Origin of the sequence: Shimia sp. R9_1, from assembly GCF_017743775.1 — a bacterium.
Classification (GTDB): Bacteria; Pseudomonadota; Alphaproteobacteria; order Rhodobacterales; family Rhodobacteraceae; genus Shimia.
Genome location: NZ_JAGHRN010000001.1, coordinates 925,832 through 944,238, shown reverse-complemented (window position 1 = coordinate 944,238; position 18,407 = coordinate 925,832). Strand labels below are relative to the sequence as shown.

The following is an 18,407-nucleotide window of genomic DNA, read 5'->3' as shown; positions in this document are numbered from 1 at the left end:
AACAGCACATGAGGTTCATTCGAGATATCATCAATGAAAAGACGCAGGCCGCCAGCGGTGGTGATGCCTCAGCACTGCGCTATCCGCTGCGCTTGAGAGAAGAGGATCGCACTGACCTCTCACCAGAGCCGGAGTTGGTGGAAGAAGAGTTGTCCTCAACGGAGGCCGAGCTGGAACATGGCGCCTTTTTTGATGTCCCTGAGGCGACTCCAGCGGCAGATGAGTTCGAGGCTCCCACGGAGGAGCCTTCTATTGATTTCTCATCCATTGCTGATGCGCTGGGCCCGCAATCTTCTATGGTTCAAGGAAGTGTCCAGACCCCGGCACAGGAGCCTCAGGAGGCCGGGCCCGTTATGGAAGGGGGTTCAGCAGGTTTGAGCCCTGAAACCGTTGAGCCTGACGTTTTTCCCGATGTTGAAGATAGCGTTTCGCAGCCAAGCGAGATGCCTAAATTGGTTGAGGCCGATGCGTTCAATTGGGCGGCGCAGAAACCGTCGACTGCGCCGACACCGTCGTTTACCCAGCCTGCGGAAGAAGAGCCAGTGCGCGTACAGCAGAAAGCTCCGGAAGCTGTCGCGTCACACATCGCGGAACCACTGGCAGAAAAGCCTGCTATGGTTCGCCACTCGCTTGAGCGTTCTCAGGACGCTGGAAGAACGCAGGAGGTCCCAAGTGTTTCTGAGCAGAAGCCGTCTCCGGAAATGGCTCCCTTGCAGGCTTCGGTGACTGCGCATCGCGCCAGTGGCGGTCGCGGCTCCAAAGGTCGTGTTAAAACTCGCTTGCTTGGATTTAGCGGTCCACAAAGCACAGTTCATGATCCCATGAGCCAATCGCGTGAAGCAGCCCCGGCGGTGCAGGCGCAATTCCCGGTTGGATGGCTTGTCGTGGTCGATGGCCCCGGGAGAGGCGCTTCTTTTGCTTTGTTTGACGGGCTGACACAAATCGGTCGTGGCGAAGGCCAGACGGTCCGATTGGATTTTGGCGACAATACGATCTCTCGCGAAAACCATGCGGCCATTGCTTTTGATGGCGAGCAACGCCGGTTCTTTTTTGGGCATGGCGGCAAGGCCAATCTGGTGCGTCTGAACGGTCGTCCTGTTCTGAGCACAGAAGATTTGGCGACCAACAGCGTGATCCGCATCGGCGAAACCACACTCCGCTTTGTGGCGCTGTGTGGCGAAGATTTCTCTTGGGTGGGCCAAGATATGGAAGCTCCCGGACATGCCCAATTTGGATGATGTTTGCTTTGATGTCGTAACCGGTCTGAACATCGGTAAGCGGGAGCGCCAAGAGGATGCGGTGATTGCCGATTTTCCTCTTGGGTCGCCTCTAGGCTTTGCGGTGCTTTCTGATGGGATGGGAGGCCATGCGTCAGGCGATGTGGCCAGCGGCATCGTGGTCACGGAACTGTTTAGCGAGCTGAAAATGCTCGCTGAAAATCCGGAGGCGCTTGAGGCCAATATTGGCGATGCCTTGCAGGTCGCAGTGGCGGGCGCCAATGACTGCATTCGGCTCTATGAAAAAGAGAATCCGAACGCGCGCGGGATGGGGGCAACCCTTGTGGCGCCGATCCTCTTTGGAAATCGTCTGTATTGGGTGTCGATTGGGGATTCGCCTCTGTTTTTGTTCAGAGGCGGGCGGCTTTTCCGGCTGAATGAAGATCACTCCTACGCGGCGCAAATCGATGAGCTTCATGCGCGTGGTGTCATCCCATTGGAAGAAGCTCTGAACCACCCAGACCGCAGCTGCCTGATTTCGGTGATGTCTGGCGGGCAAATTGCCAAGGTCGACTACCGCACTGAGCCGATGCGATTGCAGGAAGGGGACATACTGCTGGCTGCCAGCGATGGGCTTCTCTCCCTGACAGAGAAGGAAATCAGTGAGGTATTGAGCGATCAAAGCGATGCCTCCAGCCAGCAGGTCGGCGCGGCTCTTATGCAGGCTGTTCATGCAGCTGGAGATCCTGAACAGGACAATCTCTCAATTTGTTTGATCAAGGTGCAAAGCCGCGAGGCCATGCTTGCGCGCAAACCTGATGAAGATGCTGAGGTATGTGCTGTTGAGGACCGCTCAGAAGATGAGAGCCAAGTGGCCAGCGAAGTCATGCATATCGACCGAACGGCGCGCGCTGGCCGTGTCCACACTGTCTTAAGTCTTTCGCGGAAAGTGAGAAACGCATGAGGGGTCAACAGCAACGCGTTGTACAGGAGTTGCGTGAAGCGCTTGATCAGGGCCGCATTGCTGGACGGCATCAAGCCATCGGCGCCCAACTGATCGATCATCTATCCGATGCGGTGCGCGTTGTGCTGCTCGGAAGACCTGGTAGCGGAAAATCTTCTGTTGTGAATATGATGCTGGGTGAGGATCTGTTGGTTGGATTGCCACAGGCGTTGGTGACCGAAGTGTCTTATGGAGACACCGCGCAATTTTCGGTGGAATGGCATGATGGCATGGTACAGCCCTTAGAAAGTAACCAAGCACATCAGAGGGATGTGCGCCGTCTGATCGCCACCGTTCCGCACTCGCTGCTAAAAACACACAGTTTTTGTGAAGTGAGCCTGCCAGAAGACGTCAGTAAACAGGCGGATTTGTTCGATTATGCGTTGCAAAAAGGCCAGGTGTTTGTCTGGTGCAGTGAGGCTTTTGATGAGACGGAGCAAGGCATTTGGGCAAAGGCGCCGGATGCGGTCAAAGATCATAGTGTGCTCGCTCTTACGAAAGCGGACCGTCAGATCATGAAAGGTGATCTGGCCCAGAAAATTGCGGATCTCGAAGCCGTCACCGAGGATGAATTCCTTGGCCTCTATCCTGTCGCCGCGCTGCACGGACTGACAGCACGAATGCCTGAAAGCGAACAGCCGGAGCTTTGGGAAGCGTCAGGCGGGAAAGATTTGTTTAATGCGGTTCAGGCGCAGGTGAATTCCGGCAGAGCGGCCGAGTTGGATCGTGCGGCTTTGTTGCTTGCGCAATTGGCGTCTGAAAATGGGAACTCAGCCAAGGCCTCGTTTGACGCGCCGACCCGCTCAATCGAGATTTTAGATCCGGTGGCTGAACAGCAGGCAGAGATGCTGGAGCAGTTGCAGGGGCAACTGGTCTCTTTTGCAAAGGGTCTCATGGCAGAGCTGGATGAAGGCAAGACGCCAGATGCCAAGATCGTGCTGCAGCAATGCACAAATGCGGTGCGTGAGATTGTGGGGACATTGGAACCTCAGGTCGGGCAAAGCGCTGATTTTGCGTCTCTGCTTGATGACGCGAGAGATGGGGAAGACATGCTGATGTTGTTGCAAGTGGAGCAAGGTCCAACCGCTGCCGAGGATGCGATCTTCTTGATGTTGCAGCTGAAAAAAGAAATCGGAGCGAGGACGCAGGCATGAACGTTCAACTGAGACAGGCCCCTGAAACTGAGGTGCGCGCTCCAAAACGGCTTGTAGACCTGCGATCTGGCTTGGAAACGCTGGAGAATTTCGGTGCAAATCTTGGCGCTTTGGATGAGCTGCTGAGAGACTTGTCGCAAATGACCGGAGATAACGCGACGCGTGCGGTGGAGCGTTTGCGTAAAGATATAGCCGGGTTCGAACCTACGATCACTGTGTTAGGGCAGGTCAAATCCGGCAAAACAACGCTGGTCAATGCTTTGGCGGGCTGGTCCGATCTACTGCCGTCTGATGTGAACCCCTGGACCTCTGTTGTAACGTCGTTGCATTTGAAACCAGCTTCCAAACCATCTGAAACCGGTGCGTCCTTTCGTTTCATGAAGGAAACGGATTGGGACCGACTCCTCAATCAGGGCGGACGGATTGGCGAGATGGCCAGCCGTGCGGGTGCAGAGAGTGAGCTCAAAAAGATCGGCGAGCAAATCGAGAAGGTGCGGAGCAAAGCGCAAAACCGTCTTGGGAAGAAGTTTGATTTGCTGCTTGGGGAAACCCATGACTACGGCTATTTCGACAAAAATCTGCTCGAGCGTTATATCGTTATGGGAGATGACTTTGGCGTAGAAGATGACGCGCAGGCTGAGCAAGGGCGCTTTGCTGACATTGTCTCCTCTGCTGATCTGTTCCTGAATTGTGAAACCGTGCCGGTGCCCTTGTGCCTGCGGGATACACCAGGTGTGAATGACACCTTTATGATGCGTGAGCAGGTCACCATTCAAGCTATTCGCGACAGCAAGATGTGCGTGGTTGTATTGTCTGCGGGGCAGGCTCTGACATCCGTGGACATGGGCCTCATCCGCCTGATTTCGAACCTTAAATCGCGCAATGTTCTGATCTTTGTGAACCGCATTGACGAACTCTCCAATCCTGCACAGCAGATCCCGGAGATCGAAGCGAGCATCCGGCAAACGCTGCGCGACAAGCAAGGGCCAGATGACGCACAAATTCTCTTTGGCAGCGCTTATTGGGCCAACAAGGTGTTGACCGGCAGCATTGAGGGTATGCCTGAGGTGTCGAGCCGGGCGCTGTTTGAGTGGGCCGAAGTCGCGCTTGACCCGCAATACAGCCAGACTGATCCCAATGAAATGGTGTGGGAACTTTCAGGTGTGAGCGCGCTGTTTCGTGCCGTTTCTGAGCGGATATTGGAAGAGCAGGGCGTGCCGTTTCTGGAGAAAACAACAGGTGCCGCGCTGACGATTGCCACCAGCCAAATGGCGGCTGGCATGGTCAATATCTCAAGCGACGGGAGTCGTGCGCAAACGCTGACGACATATGATGCCATTCAGGCCTTTGAAAAACTCGCGGCCTTCCATGCCGATGCGTTTCAGAAGGAGTTGGGTGCGGCGATAGCTGAGTTTCATATGAGAGCAGACCGAGCCCATGCCAAATTTATAGACCGGGCCTTGCGATCTCTCCTGAGCCACTTGGAAAACTATGGCAATCATATCGTCTGGGACTACGACCCGGTTGGACTGCGGATGTTGTTGAGATCTGCTTACACCGTGTTTGGTGCGAACGTACGATCTGCGTCTGAGGGGCGGTTTGAGGCGGCCATGACGGATATTGCTATGCTCTATGCCGATGCGTTTGGTAGCGCAGTGCAGGGCATACAGATGGCGCCACCAGCCCTACCAAACATGCCTGCGCCGGTTGCGTTTGGTCAAACCATCGCGCTTGATTTCAATGATGGCTGGTGGATTTCCTGGTGGAACCGCATCCGCGGCTACAAGGCCTTTGCCAAGCGGTTCCAGAACCTCATTGCACGCGAGACTGAGGATTTCATGCGCCAGTCCAAGGAAATTCAAACGGCTCAAGTGCGCGAGATGGCAGCGGTCACCTTGCAAGATTTCTTTGCGCAACACCGGGACATCATGAAGGAAATTAGCGTGGACCCTCGCGGTGGTGACTTGCAGAAGCTGTTCCACAGTGGAGAAGAGGGCCAGAAACGCGAAAAACTTGAGCGGCTGATAACGGAATTCGAGGAATTGCGAGATAAAAGCAGGATTGGGCTTGAAGGACACCACGCATGACACAACCGAACTCCGACCATGTGGCCAACCCTGCAGGTGTGGCTCACCGTAAGCCACGGATTGCTTTGATGGGTGAATTCAGTGCCGGTAAGAGCACGCTGATGAATCTCCTTCTTGGTGGAGAGCCTATGCCTGTGCGTATTACGGCGACACGCGTTCCGCCCGTTTGGGTGACTTTTGGTACTGATGCAGCGACCCGTATTCTTGAAGATGGCTCCTCAGAAGCCCTCGAAGTGGAAGGGTTTGCGGAAGCGCCGGTTGAAGGGACGCGCTTGATCCAACTGGCAATGGATGCGGACATTCTACAGCTTTGTGACTTGATCGATATCCCCGGGATTTCCGATCCAAACATGAAGCACGAAGACTGGATGGGTTTGCTGGACGAGGTAGATTGCGTCCTTTGGTGTACCCATGCAACGCAGGCTTGGAGACAGTCGGAAGCCGCGTTGTGGGAGCAGGTTTCCGCTGCCGTAAAAGGGCCGAACTATCTGGTGGTCACACAGTATGACAAATTGCGTGCCGAGCGTGACCGAGCGCGGGTTCTCGCGCGGCTCAATGCGGAAACGGAAGGACTTTTTGCAGCCATACTCCCGATTGCGACATTGGACGCAGTAAATGCAGGACAGGATGAAGAGGCCTGGAAAGCAAGCGGTGGCGCCGATTTGGTGGCGCAAATCGTGCAAGCGTTGGTGGCGTTGACACAATCAGAGGGAGATTTGGGGGGTGAAGTCCACTCGGGCGGTGAGCTGCAGTATGAAGAACATCCGCTCGATGCTGATCTGGCGATTGAGGATGCGCCAGACGAAGAGCAGGCAACCGCAGAAGCTGTGTCGCAAAACCGTGTTGTGCCACGCCGCGTGCGCCCGAAAATCAGCAACCCAGAGCGACCGCCAGCGCCGCCAAAGGAGCTGCCGCCCTTGAGCGTGGTCACGCCATTGGAGGATCACTGATTTGTTTGGCGGGGGAAGATCAACTGTCTCGGGTGCGTCGTGTGAGAGGAAAGGTGGGCGACAAGCGTGAATATTGCAGCACAAATTGATGTGTTACGCGCAGAAATTCCAGGATGCCGTGTGGTGGCTTTCGCGGACCTAAAAACACGCCTTGTGCTCAAGGCCTCTCACCAACCTGATGTGCGGCGTGAAACGCTTGATCAGCTCTGCATCCAGGCAGCGCAGAGCTTTGATCTGTTGTCGGGTGAGGGCGTTTCCATTCCGGAAGACGCGTTTGCATTGTCGCCCGAGGACATGCGTATTTTTATGCGTGATGCGGCGGGCACGTCCGATTTGTTGTGTTTTGTTTGTGGCCTAGAGAGCGACCCTGATCAGGTCGTGGCTATGGGGCGTAAGGTGCTTACTTCTTTGACGGTCCCGTCATGATGGCCGCGCGGAAGGGGCATAAGGCCGAGGTGAGTCAAGTCGACGATGGCTTTGCCGATGCGATCCGATTGTTTGCACAAGATCGGGACGGGTACTATGGCACGTGGCATGCCTTTGAAAGCACTCAAGATCTTTTGGCGGCAATTGTCGCTGAGATAGGTGAAACGGTTCTCGCACGTCGCATCGCTGTGTTTGGGAAAGAGCAAAATGTGCGGGTGCTTCTGACCGTGAGCAACCGCCACCTTGTTGATCTCGAGGGCGTTGGCCCGCAATTGGAAGATGCCAATGGCGCGGCGGTAATCGAGCTGTTGAGTAAAGCTTTCGCGGGATGTGCTACGCTGAAGTTTGAGATCGTTGAGCGCAGCCCGGAGCTGCCCGAAACAGACCGCTCTTGGTCGCATGCGTCACTTTTGAAAGTCTTGCATGAGGAGATTGCACCAGTCGGGCAGAGGCAAGTCTTGGAGACACTCAGAGACAAGCTAAAAGCTATGGCTCTGTCTTGGCGTGATGTCGCTCCTATATCTGGGCAGCCAATCGAAGGTGGTAACCCCGAAGATCTTGGACTGATTGACCAATGTCTCACGCGCGCTTCAGAAAACACCATCCAACAAAAGCTCTGGAAACCTGCGAATGCGACCCTTAATATGTTGTCTATTGCGGACGATCGTGTGCTTGTTCTCCTTGAAACGCCTGAAGGCAACTTGGGTGTCGTATGTCGCGCCAGTCACCGTGCCGCGATATTTGAACTTTGGCGCGCGTTCGTAGCAGCCACGTCATAGGGCTGCGGTGAAGAGCTGGTGTCTTGATTTGGTGACCTCTGTTCGGTCCGAATCTCACAGTTGCTCTGTCCGAAAGTGCTAATCTCTTGTCCGTCCTAATCATGTGCGGTGTGAATGGAATTGCCCATATTTGCTGTAACCTAAAGTGGGGATCTGAGCCGGATCGAACGGCATTCGTTTGAAGGAGTGTACCAACACAGAATGCTGTTGATCTTAGCGAGCGACGTAGCGGAGCTAAAATGATCTGCCGTGTCTCGTTATAATCGCCTTAAAAATAGGGGCGTTTCAACCAGCTTCCCAAATTCGCCTTTGCGGTAGTAGCATTTTTACTTCCGCGCCCCGATTATCCACGTACCCTCTCTCTCTCTTCCTGCCACGTGGATGATCGGGGCTCTAATTTCAGGCTTCCCGAGCATGCGGTAGCCTCTTTCATAGGTTCGTTGAGTGGTTTGCTACTCAGGGGGCAGCAAACACAGACGGAACGATCACATGTCGGTAAAAAAACTTCTTGCCGTTTTTCTAATCCTTGCGGCCGCCATTGGCGGTTATTTTTACTATGAGACGCAGGGGCCTGCCGCCTTGGTGGTGCAGGGTGAAGTTGAGGCCACGCGCATCGATTTGGCGGGGAAGGTTTCCGGCCGTGTCGCAGAGGTGAACGCTGACTTTGGTGACCGTGTTGTTGCCGGAGATGTCTTGGTTGTTTTGAACAGCCCCCAGCTTGAAGCGTCGCTTGCCAGTGCACAGGCTGCACAGCGTGTGGCGGTCGCGAATCGTGATCTTATCTTTGCCACCCGGCCAGAGACGATTGATGCACGTGCAGCCGAGTTTGAGCGTGCGAAAGCCGATCTGGTGCTCGCCGAGAAAGTCTATGAACGTATCCGTCAGCTTACAGAGCATTCCACGGCGTCTATTCAGCGCCTTGATGAGGCATCTAATACTCTAAGTGCCGCAAAGCAGAATGTTCTGGCCACAGAGGCCAATCTGCGCCTTGCGCAAAACGGCAATAGCGTGGAGCAGAAAGCGGCAGCAGAGGCGCAAGTTCTGCAGGCGGATGCAAGTGTGTCGCGCACAAAGACGGATATTGCGGAACTGACCATTTATGCGCCGATCAACGGGCAAGTCACCGCGCGTCTTGCCGAACCTGGCGAACTGTTCTCTTCCGGTGCGATTTTGATGTCGATTGTGGATATTGATAATGCCTGGTTCACCTTTAACCTGCGCGAAGACTTGTTGAACGGCCTCACCGTTGGGCAGGAGCTCGATGTTCAAATCCCAGCACTCAACAACCGTGTGATCCCCGCGAAGGTCACTGCCGTCAATGCCGAGGGCAATTATGCAAACTGGCGCGCGACCAAAGCCACGGGTGATTTTGATCTGCGTACGTTCTCTATTCGTCTGGAGCCGATTGAGCGTGATTTGGAGCTGCGCCCTGGCATGAGTGCGCTGATTGCCTGGAAGAGACGCTGAGCGATGGCTCGCTCACTCCCTGCCGGTTTCTGGCGCGTTTTTCGCAGAGAACTCAGACGGATACAGGCACGCCCCAACCTGGCGTTTATGCTGGGGCCGTTCCCCTTGTTTCTGATGCTGCTGTTATCCGTGGTTTTTTCCGCGGGGTTGCCGCGTGATCTGTCGGTGGCTGTTGTCGACAACGATGGTACGTCGTTGTCGCGACAGGCGATCCGTATGGTGGATGCAACACCGGATGTCACGGTGACACTGCAGTTGGCAAACCTGGCAGAAGGCAAACAGGCGATCATTCGCGGCGATGTCTATGCGGTCATCCTCTTTCCCGAAAACATGGAGAGAGATTTGCAGAGCGCGCGTCAGCCAGAAGTCGTTACCTTCTATAACAATCAGCTTTTGACGATTGGTGGCATTGTCTCCCGCGCAACGCGGCAAGCGCTTTCTACCTTTTCCGCCGGTGTCTCAGTGCGTGTGTTGACAAGCAATGGCTTGACCCAAGAGGCGGCGCTTGAAGCTATTCGCCCAATCCCCTTGCAACAAAGCCCGCTGTTCAACCCGGCGCTGGATTACACTCAGTTTCTGCTTGCGGCGCTTATGCCGACGGTTCTTTTGATTTTTATCAGCGCGGGAGCCGCGCTGAATGTCGCGCGGGATCTTCAACAGCACAATGGCGCGCGGAATTTGGTGCGTTTGGGAGGCTCGGCGCTGCCTGCTTTGGCGGGCAAACTGACACCTTACCTATTGGCGTTTTTGCTGACGCTCATCTTTGGCGACGCCATTCTATTTGGCCACTTTGATGCCCCGTTTCAGGGGAGTATGCTGCTGCATGTGGCGTACTCATTGCTGTTCATCGCAAGTTCCCTTTGCTTGGGGGCATTCATTGCGACGGTTGCTGGCGATACGGTTGCTGCACTTGGCATGACCGGCGTCATGACTGGCCCTGCCTTTGGTTTCGCCGGGATCAGCTTTCCACGCATTATGATGAACAACTTTGCCTGGGCCTGGGGCGGTTTGCTGCCCTTGATTCCATATCTGCAATTGCGGGTCGATCAGGTTTTGCGCGGAACCCCAATTGAGACGTCGCTTCCAACCTTGGGATGGTTGGCGCTACAAATGCTGGTGTACGGCGGATTGGCGCTGTTACTGCTAAAGCGCAAAGCTTCGCGTGCTGAGCCGTCCAAGGAGGCTGCCACATGAAGATGTTTGTGTTGGCTATGATGGATGCCCTTAAGCGACTTTTCGCAAACAAGGGCGCCCGGATGACCATGGTGGTGTCCATTCTAATTTATGCTTGCCTGTACCCGCAGCCTTATCGAGGCGAAGTGGTGCGCGATGTGCCGATTGTGGCGGTTGATCAGGACGGATCCACCGCGAGCCGTGAGTTTTTGCGCCGGATACACAACAGCGATAGCGTCGATATCATTGCCACAGTCGACGGGCTGCCTGTGGCAGAGGCAATGTTCTTTGATCGCCAGGCTTATGGTGTTGTGATTGTGCCTCCGTCATTTGAGCATGATCTTCTGAAAGGGCAAAATGCGCCGGTGGCCGTTTATGGCGATGGTGGCTACTTTTTGATCTATGGAGCATTTGTGGCTGCGGCGAACAACGCAGCGCAAAGCCTCGGCGCTGAAATTCGACAGCAGAGGCTGACATTCGCAGGATTGGATACGGATGCGGCACAGACGCTTATTTCGCCGATTAATCAGACATCTGTGGCGCTCTTCAATCCGCAAGGCGGTTTTGGCAGCTATGTTGTGCCAGCAGCATTCGTTCTGATTTTGCAGCAGACCCTGTTGATGGGCATCGCCATCATGCACGCCGGCCAACCGGCCCGCCCCGGTATCCAGCGAGTTGCGACTCCTGCCGCCTATATACTTTTGTATCTTGTTTGGATCGTTGTGACGCAGCTGGCATTGCCTGCGATCTATGGCATTCCCTGGATTGGCAACCTCTGGACGCTGTTTGCCGTCGCGGTCCCCTTTTTGATTGCGGTGAATGCTATGGGATTCGCGTTGACCCATTTGATCCGAAATCGAGAAAGCGTGGTCTTCTTCCTTGTCGTGCAGGGAATGCCGCTTTTCTTCATTGCCGGTGTTGCCTGGCCGATGGAGAGCATTCCTTGGTGGATCGCCTGGGCCGCCCATATTGTGCCATCAACGTCAGCGATTGATGCTTTCTTGCGTGTCGATCAGATGGGGGCGTCTGTTCAGGACGTACTGCCAACCATCCGTCTGCAATTGGCGTTGGCTGTTGGGTATTGGTGTATCGCGTATGTTTTACACGATCGGCAGTTCCCCAAAGGGCAGGGGAACCACCTTAAATCCGCTGATACGCAGGCTCCGTAGGCGTATCAGCCAACGATAAGCTGTTTGAGTTGGAGCGCTTCGTGTTCCAGCTCTACCAGACGGTAATTGACCACATCCCCGATGGTGACCATTCCGGCCAGACCGGTCTGGTCCATCACCGGCATGTGGCGAAAACGGCCTTCTGTCATGCGCCGCAGAACGTCGACCAGCGAGTCGTCAATCGTGCAGGTCTGGACATCGGTGGTCATCACGTCTTCGACCTTTTGTGGAAGCGTCTGGCCGGGTGTTTCCGCGAGTTTGCGGACGATGTCGCGCTCAGATAAAATGCCGATCAACGTGCCATTCGCATCAGTCACGAGCAAAGCACCAATGCGGCGCTCTTTCAGGACCTTTACCGTTGCTCCCAAAGTGTCTTGCGGACGGATCGAGAAGACGTCTTTGCCTTTTTGGTCGAGCACCATTTGCACGGTGGCCGTAGTGGCCGAGGTATTCGTGCTTGCGGTCTGGCTGAGCGTCCGCTGTTTTTCTTCGGATTGGCGGTTTGGGGCCTGATAGGAACTTGGCATGTTTGGGCTCCTTGCGTGTTCAATATTCTAACGATATGCCACCAGCCTATACGCAAGATCCGCGTTTTGGGGACTTTTCTTTGCCTGATTTGATTCTTTCGCCCGTTGTTGCAACGGTTCTGTTTGTGCTCGCCTGTTTGGCGGGGCACCGCTATCGGCGTGTTTGGAAAGAAGAGGGGCCAAGGTGGCAGCTTTGGCTATTCGGCCTTGTTGCTGCGTCCTGCCTGCTACTGGTGGCTTTGCTGCCAGTCTCCACAGGCTAAGCTGGCCACAAAAAAGCCGCACATGGTGTGCGGCTTTGGGGGGCGATCTTTGCCAAGCGCTTAGCTGTCAGCAGTTTTCTCAGTTTCCATCTGCTCAAGCATTTTGCGCGCGCGTGGGCACTGAAGGCGCTCACGCAAGGGGCTGTCTGGATCAATATCCTTGCTGCAAACCACGCATTTGTCCGCACCGCTGATGGCGTTCAACCCGCCGCAGGAGCCTTTGATCGTGCGGCCCATCATGATCACGCCAAGGGACATGCCCAGCGTGACGAGCATCAAAAGAACAAATGCGAAGAGGAAAGTTTCCATAAGAGTAGTGCCTTTTAGCCAGCGATGATGGCGTCGAACTCTGTGCTCGGCGTCGCGTTGAAGGTTACATGGTCTGTCTTTGCTGAACGTTCAATAAACAAAGCTGCGATCTTGTGTTTTTCTGCGACATCAAGGCCACGCTCTTGGCCAAGTGCAAGCAAAGCGGTCGCCCAAGCATCTGCCAACATCGCGTTTTCCGCGAGCACCGTCACTGATGCAGTTGCGTGGGTGACAGGACGTCCCGTGTTCCGGTCGATGATGTGGGAATAGCGAACGCCGTCTTTTTCAAAATAATTGCGGTAGTCGCCTGATGTGGCCATGCCCAGGTCTGCCACACCAACCACTTGATGAATGCTGCGGGCAAGTGCGTCAGGTGTTTCGATGGCGATCTGCCAGGGCTGGCCTTGCGCGTTGGTACCTGATGTGACGATGTCGCCGCCAATTTCGACCATGTAGTTGGTGAGCCCAAACTGCGCGAGTGTATCGCCAAGGCGGTCTACGCCAAATCCTTTGCCAATGGCCGAGAGATACATGGCTGCGTCAGGGTGGCCTTTGTAAAGTTGGCCGTCTTTGACTTGCAGCATCTCCTTTTGACCTACGCTGCGCATGGCGGCGGTGATCTCGGCATCTGCCGGGATGATCCCGGGAGGGCGCGCCGCGCCGAATCCCCAGAGATCAATCAAAGGACCAAGTGTAATATCAAACTGACCTTCGCTCGCTGCGTGCACGCTGTGTGCCGCCTCTAAAAGCGATGCCATGTCCCGAGAGAGTGGCAGCGGTGTTTTAAGGGCGTGCGCGTTGATTGTGGAGACCTCTGATGCGCTGTTCCAATTGGACATCTTGGTGTCGACATCCAATAAGGTCTTGTCGATTGCGTCTTTGAGTTCTGCTTCGACGATGCCGGAAGAATTCACGCCGACAATTGAATAGCTTGTCCCCATAGTCTGCCCGCTGAGCAGAATATCTGCAGCCCCGCGCTTACATGCCGCAACGGCCAGCGCCATAAAAATGAAACTGCGACGAGAAAGAGAGGGCATTGCTAACACTTCGTTGTGAGCTTGGAGGTATGAGACGTGTCGTCGATGACGCATTGCGGCAAAAACGAGCTCTTTTTTTTGTCGGCGGGACATTATTGCTCTGAGGGACGAGAAACAATAGAAAAATGGTCGAATTGCACTGGCTGTCTGGCGAGACTCCGCGTATACGCAGCCGCAATCAGTCGCGACATTCGCAACACTAACCAGCAACGACAGGATGACATTGGCGTGCAGCATTTTGCGCTACGAAAAGGCCTGAATCTTCCAGTCACCGGGGCTCCCGGCGAAGGAATACATGAGGGAGCGGCGGTCAATTCCGTGGCTGTCCTCGGGGCCGACTATATAGGATTGAAGCCACGCATTGCCGTCGCAGAAGGCGACGTTGTGGCTGCAGGAGCGCCGATCATGGCGCATAAAGATTCGCCGGAAGCCAAAGTGGTTTCACCGGTTTCTGGTCGTGTGAAGGCGATCAACCGCGGTCCGCGCCGAGTGTTGCTCAGCGTTGAGATCGAGGTTGATGCATCCGCTGCAGAACCGATGGACTTCTCGGCTGTTGGCGATGTCGCCACACGCGAAGGTCTGGTTGAACGCCTGTGTGCCGCGGGCCTCTGGACCTCTTTCCGGACACGGCCTTACTCCAAGGTTCCAGCGAGCGACGCGCAGCCTGCAGCGATCTATGTCAATGCGATGGACACAGAGCCTTTGGCTGGCGACCCTGCTGTTGTGATTGCAGATGCTGGTGAAGCCTTTGCCAAAGGTCTGGCCGCAATTACTGCACTGACAGATGGTAAAACCTATCTGTGTCACGCCAATGGTGCGCAGATTTCTGGTGCCGATGTTGCTGGTGTGACCGTTGCGACCTTCTCCGGTCCGCACCCGGCCGGTCTGGCAGGAACGCACATGCACTTTCTTGAGCCACCCAGCGCATCCAAGACTGTCTGGACCATCGGCTATCACGATGTGATCGCCATTGGCCGCCTGCTGGAGACTGGCAAGATCGATTCGTCGCGCGTGATCGCGCTGACCGGTCCGCTGAGCAAAACTCCGCGTCTTGTACGCACGATTGAGGGTGCCTCGCTGACAGAGCTCACCGAAGGCGAGATCGCCGGTGACGCGCCTGTGCGTTTGGTCTCCGGCTCGATCCTGAGCGGTTATGCAGGCGAAAGCGTCGAGGCCTTCCTTGGCCGCTACGCGCGCCAGGTCACGATCATCGAGGAAGATCATAAGCAGACTCCAATGGGCTGGATTCGCCCAATGCCAAGCAAGTTCTCTTTCTTGCCGGTTCTGGGATCTGCTTTCTCCAAGAAGCTCTACCCGCTGACGTCCAACCTGAACGGTGGTCGTCGCGCGATGGTGCCACTGGGTACTTTTGAAGAGTTGATGCCGCAGGACTACCTGCCAACACAGCTTCTGCGTGCTCTGCTGGTGATGGACACCGATGAAGCGCAGAAATTGGGTGCGCTGGAGCTGGACGAAGAAGACCTTGGTCTGGTCGGCTTCGCGTGCCCTGCGAAATACGAATACGGTGAAGCGCTGCGTGACAGCCTGACCAAAATCGAACGGGAGGGCTGATAATGGGGTTGCGTAACTTCTTTGATCGGATCGAACCGAATTTTGTGAAAGGCGGTAAGTACGAGAAGTATTTCCCTCTCTATGAGATGGTGGAAAGCTTCATCTACACGCCTAAGACTGTCACGACTGCTGCGCCGCATGCACGTTCTTATGTGGATATGAAGCGGATCATGACCTATGTGGTGATCGCGACCATCCCATGCATCATCATGGGGCTTTATAACGTCGGTCTGCAGGTCAACTCCGCTTACGGAACCTTCGAGCCTTCCGGTTGGCGCGCGGGCATCATCTCTGCACTGGGCATTGGTTTTGACGCGAGCAATCCGCTGGCCAACTTTGCGCATGGTTTGCTGTACTTCCTGCCGATCTACATCACGACATTGGTCGTGGGTGGTATCTGGGAAGTGATTTTCGCGACTGTTCGCGGCCACGAAGTGAACGAAGGCTTCCTCGTCAGCTCCATGCTGTTTGCGCTGATCATGCCGCCGTCTGCTCCGCTTTGGCAGGTGGCCCTCGGGATTTCCTTTGGTGTGGTGATCGGCAAAGAAGTGTTCGGCGGTACAGGTAAGAACTTCCTGAACCCTGCACTGACAGGGCGTGCGTTCCTCTACTTCGCCTATCCGGCCAATATGTCCGGTGACACGATCTGGACCCCGGTTGATGGCTTCTCCGGCGCGACAGCCCTGTCTGTTTCTGCTTCTCAGGGTTACGACCAACTGGCCGCGCAGGGCATGAACTGGATGAACTCGTTTGTGGGCACCGTTCAGGGCTCCATCGGTGAAACATCTGCGCTGGCGTGTCTGATTGGTCTGGCGTTCCTGCTGATCACTAAGATTGCCAACTGGCGTCTGGTTGTGGGCTGCATGGGCGGAATGATCGGCTTCTCGCTGCTTCTGAACCTGATTGGCTCTGATACCAACCCGATGTTTGCGATGCCTTGGTACTGGCACTTTGTTGTGGGCGGTTTTGCCTTTGGCATGGTGTTCATGGTGACCGAGCCGGTTTCTGCCAGCCACACCAATGTTGGCCGCTATATCTACGGTGCGCTCATCGGCTTCATGGTGGTTATGATCCGTGTGATCAACCCGGCCTTCCCAGAAGGCATGATGCTCGCAATCCTATTCGGTAACGTTTTTGCGCCTCTGATCGACTACTTCGTTGTGCAGGCCAATATCAAACGGAGGGCCCGTCAACATGTCTGACGCTTCCAACGAAAACAAAGGCGCGATTGCACGCTTCCTCGCGGCACCGCCTGATAGCGTAGGTAAAACAGTCTTTATCGCTGTGACCCTGTGTCTGGTGGCTTCGATGATCGTATCTGCGGTCTCCGTTGCGCTGCGTCCGCTGCAGGAGCAAAACAAGCTCAAGGACAAACAAGCCAACGTTCTTCAGGTGGCGGGTCTCTATGAGCCGGGTATGGATGTGCTGGAAGGTTTCAGCGTGTTTGAGCCCCATGTTCTGGAGCTGGAAACTGGCACCTTCACCGAAGCGTTTGATGCCGCGACTTTTGACGATCGCGCTGCTGCTTCGGACCCAGAACTTTCTGTGGCGCTTAGCGATGACCCCGCGGGCATTGGCCGCCAATCCAAGTTCGTGACAGTTTATCTGCTGCGCAACGACGATGGCTCGCTCGATAAGGTGATCCTGCCGATCCATGGGTATGGCCTGTGGTCGACACTTTATGGCTTCATCGCGCTGGAAGAGAACGGCAACGACATCTTTGGTCTGCAGTTCTACAGCCACGCGGAAACCCCTGGCCTTGGCGCCGAGGTGGACAACCCACGCTGGAAATCGCTGTGGAACGGCAAAAAGCTGGCTGATGACGCGGGTGAGCTGCAGATCACAGTTGCAAAATCTGCCTCGGCTGCGGGTGCCGATCACCATGTAGATGCACTCGCAGGTGCGACACTGACTTCGGTTGGTGTGGACAACCTCGTGCGCTTCTGGATGGGGGAAGCTGGCTTCGCACCGTTCCTTGAAAACCTCAAAGCAGGAGAGATCTGATGGCGCAAACCAAGAGAGACCTTCTGATCGACCCGTTGGTCGACAACAACCCGATCACGCTTCAGGTTCTGGGTATTTGTTCTGCCCTCGCCGTGACCTCCTCGCTGCAGGTGGCCTTTGTGATGGCGCTGGCGGTGACCTCTGTAACCGCGTTCAGCTCCATGTTCATCTCGGTGCTGCGCAACCAGATCCCGGGCTCGATTCGTATCATCGTGCAGATGGTGATCATCGCATCGCTCGTGATCATCGTGGACCAGGTGCTCAAAGCCTACGCCTATGACGTGTCCAAGACACTTTCGGTGTTCGTGGGCCTGATCATCACCAACTGTATCGTGATGGGCCGCGCGGAAGCTTTCGCAATGAAAAACACGCCTATCGATAGTTTCATCGATGGCGCGGGTAACGGGCTTGGCTATGGCGCTTTGCTGCTGGTTGTTGGCTTCATTCGCGAACTGTTCGGCGCGGGTAGCCTGTTTGGTGTCACCATCCTGCCGACCGTGAACAACGGTGGCTGGTATGTGCCTAACGGTATGCTGCTGCTGCCACCTTCGGCGTTCTTCATCATCGGCTTGCTGATCTGGGCTGTCCGCAGCTGGAAGCCGGAACAGGTGGAAGAGCGTGAATACAAAATTCAAGTTGTGGAGGGCCACTAATGGAAGGGCTTCTCTCTCTGGCCGTAAAGGCCGTCTTTGTTGAGAACCTTGCGCTCTCTTTCTTCCTTGGCATGTGTACCTTTATCGCCGTGTCTAAGAAGATTTCGACCGCGCTTGGTCTGGGTATTTCTGTGATGCTTGTGCAGGCTATCACGGTGCCAACCAACAACCTGCTTCTGACATACCTGCTGGCGCCTGGTGCGCTGGCATGGGCGGGCTTCCCGAATGTGGACCTGACCTTCCTGGGTCTGATCTGCTACATCGGCGTGATTGCGGCGATGGTTCAGATCCTGGAAATGGTGCTCGATAAGTTCTTTCCACCGCTCTACAACGCGCTGGGTGTGTTCTTGCCACTGATCACCGTGAACTGCGCCATCCTCGGTGGCTCGCTCTTCATGGTGGAACGTGACTACAACTTTGCCGAAGCCACCACATACGGTCTGTCTTCCGGCTTTGGTTGGGCACTGGCGATCACTGCGATGGCGGGTGTGCGCGAGAAGCTGAAGTACTCCGATATTCCTGACGGTCTGCAAGGCCTTGGGATTACCTTCATCACCGCAGGTCTGATGGCTTTGGCCTTCATGTCCTTCTCCGGCGTGAAACTCTGAAGGGGAAAA

At 55.4% G+C, this 18,407-nt stretch carries 18 protein-coding genes; 15 read left to right on the top strand and 3 right to left on the bottom strand.

The window, feature by feature from the left end:
• Positions 1-8 precede the first annotated feature (8 nt).
• The 10 genes from J7399_RS20910 to J7399_RS04445 all read left to right on the top strand — a co-directional run bounded on the left by J7399_RS20910 (position 9) and on the right by J7399_RS04445 (position 11,425).
• Complete coding sequence (locus tag J7399_RS20910) at positions 9-1,238, top strand: FHA domain-containing protein (RefSeq protein ID WP_247742719.1); 1,230 nt, start codon at positions 9-11, stop codon at positions 1,236-1,238.
• A complete protein-coding gene (locus tag J7399_RS04485; RefSeq protein WP_209084353.1) occupies positions 1,222-2,181 on the top strand; it encodes a protein phosphatase 2C domain-containing protein in 960 nt (319 codons plus the stop codon). The genes J7399_RS20910 and J7399_RS04485 overlap by 17 nt, the downstream gene beginning before the upstream one ends.
• Positions 2,178-3,374: a hypothetical protein gene (locus tag J7399_RS04480; protein WP_209084351.1), complete on the top strand. Its 1,197-nt coding sequence runs from the start codon at positions 2,178-2,180 to the stop codon at positions 3,372-3,374. Before J7399_RS04485 ends, J7399_RS04480 begins: the two co-directional genes overlap by 4 nt.
• Complete coding sequence (locus J7399_RS04475) at positions 3,371-5,461, top strand: dynamin family protein (RefSeq protein WP_209084349.1); 2,091 nt, start codon at positions 3,371-3,373, stop codon at positions 5,459-5,461. The genes J7399_RS04480 and J7399_RS04475 overlap by 4 nt, the downstream gene beginning before the upstream one ends.
• Positions 5,458-6,411 carry a dynamin family protein gene (locus J7399_RS04470; RefSeq protein ID WP_209084347.1) on the top strand — a complete coding sequence of 318 codons (954 nt, stop codon included), beginning with the start codon at positions 5,458-5,460 and terminating at the stop codon, positions 6,409-6,411. The genes J7399_RS04475 and J7399_RS04470 overlap by 4 nt, the downstream gene beginning before the upstream one ends.
• A gap of 66 nt (positions 6,412-6,477) precedes the next feature.
• A complete protein-coding gene (locus J7399_RS04465) occupies positions 6,478-6,837 on the top strand; it encodes a hypothetical protein (protein WP_209078680.1) in 360 nt (119 codons plus the stop codon).
• 29 nt (positions 6,838-6,866) lie between these two features.
• Complete coding sequence (locus J7399_RS04460; RefSeq protein WP_209084345.1) at positions 6,867-7,616, top strand: hypothetical protein; 750 nt, start codon at positions 6,867-6,869, stop codon at positions 7,614-7,616.
• A 489-nt stretch (positions 7,617-8,105) separates the two neighbouring features.
• The gene (locus tag J7399_RS04455) at positions 8,106-9,083 is read left to right on the top strand and encodes an efflux RND transporter periplasmic adaptor subunit (protein WP_209084343.1); all 978 of its coding nucleotides are present in this window, start codon (positions 8,106-8,108) and stop codon (positions 9,081-9,083) included.
• A gap of 3 nt (positions 9,084-9,086) precedes the next feature.
• A complete protein-coding gene (locus J7399_RS04450) occupies positions 9,087-10,277 on the top strand; it encodes an ABC transporter permease (protein WP_209084342.1) in 1,191 nt (396 codons plus the stop codon).
• Positions 10,274-11,425 (top strand): ABC transporter permease, encoded by a 1,152-nt coding sequence (locus J7399_RS04445; protein ID WP_209084341.1) that lies wholly within the window; start codon positions 10,274-10,276, stop codon positions 11,423-11,425. Before J7399_RS04450 ends, J7399_RS04445 begins: the two co-directional genes overlap by 4 nt.
• Positions 11,426-11,430: 5 nt before the next feature.
• Here J7399_RS04445 and J7399_RS04440 read toward each other — a convergent pair whose 3' ends face one another.
• The 3 genes from J7399_RS04440 to J7399_RS04430 form a co-directional block, all read right to left on the bottom strand.
• Positions 11,431-11,952: a CBS domain-containing protein gene (locus J7399_RS04440; protein ID WP_209084340.1), complete on the bottom strand. Its 522-nt coding sequence runs from the start codon at positions 11,950-11,952 to the stop codon at positions 11,431-11,433.
• Between the two features lie 323 nt (positions 11,953-12,275).
• The gene (gene nqrM / locus J7399_RS04435) at positions 12,276-12,524 is read right to left on the bottom strand and encodes a (Na+)-NQR maturation NqrM (RefSeq protein ID WP_209065098.1); all 249 of its coding nucleotides are present in this window, start codon (positions 12,522-12,524) and stop codon (positions 12,276-12,278) included.
• 14 nt (positions 12,525-12,538) lie between these two features.
• A complete protein-coding gene (locus J7399_RS04430; RefSeq protein ID WP_247742717.1) occupies positions 12,539-13,798 on the bottom strand; it encodes an FAD:protein FMN transferase in 1,260 nt (419 codons plus the stop codon).
• On the opposite strand from J7399_RS04430, the gene J7399_RS04425 reads away from it, so the two are divergent.
• The 5 genes from J7399_RS04425 to nqrE are packed head-to-tail and all read left to right on the top strand — an operon-like array spanning position 13,790 to position 18,398.
• Positions 13,790-15,133, top strand: coding sequence for a Na(+)-translocating NADH-quinone reductase subunit A (locus tag J7399_RS04425; RefSeq protein ID WP_209084339.1), 1,344 nt, complete (start codon positions 13,790-13,792; stop codon positions 15,131-15,133). The two genes, J7399_RS04430 and J7399_RS04425, sit on opposite strands and share 9 nt — an antisense overlap.
• Before the next feature lie 2 nt (positions 15,134-15,135).
• Positions 15,136-16,335, top strand: coding sequence for an NADH:ubiquinone reductase (Na(+)-transporting) subunit B (locus tag J7399_RS04420; protein WP_209084338.1), 1,200 nt, complete (start codon positions 15,136-15,138; stop codon positions 16,333-16,335).
• The gene (locus J7399_RS04415; RefSeq protein WP_209084337.1) at positions 16,328-17,137 is read left to right on the top strand and encodes a Na(+)-translocating NADH-quinone reductase subunit C; all 810 of its coding nucleotides are present in this window, start codon (positions 16,328-16,330) and stop codon (positions 17,135-17,137) included. Before J7399_RS04420 ends, J7399_RS04415 begins: the two co-directional genes overlap by 8 nt.
• Positions 17,137-17,790, top strand: a complete 654-nt coding sequence (locus tag J7399_RS04410) for an NADH:ubiquinone reductase (Na(+)-transporting) subunit D (protein ID WP_209078689.1) — start codon at positions 17,137-17,139, stop codon at positions 17,788-17,790. The genes J7399_RS04415 and J7399_RS04410 overlap by 1 nt, the downstream gene beginning before the upstream one ends.
• A complete protein-coding gene (nqrE, locus tag J7399_RS04405) occupies positions 17,790-18,398 on the top strand; it encodes an NADH:ubiquinone reductase (Na(+)-transporting) subunit E (protein ID WP_209065093.1) in 609 nt (202 codons plus the stop codon). Before J7399_RS04410 ends, nqrE begins: the two co-directional genes overlap by 1 nt.
• Positions 18,399-18,407 lie beyond the last annotated feature (9 nt).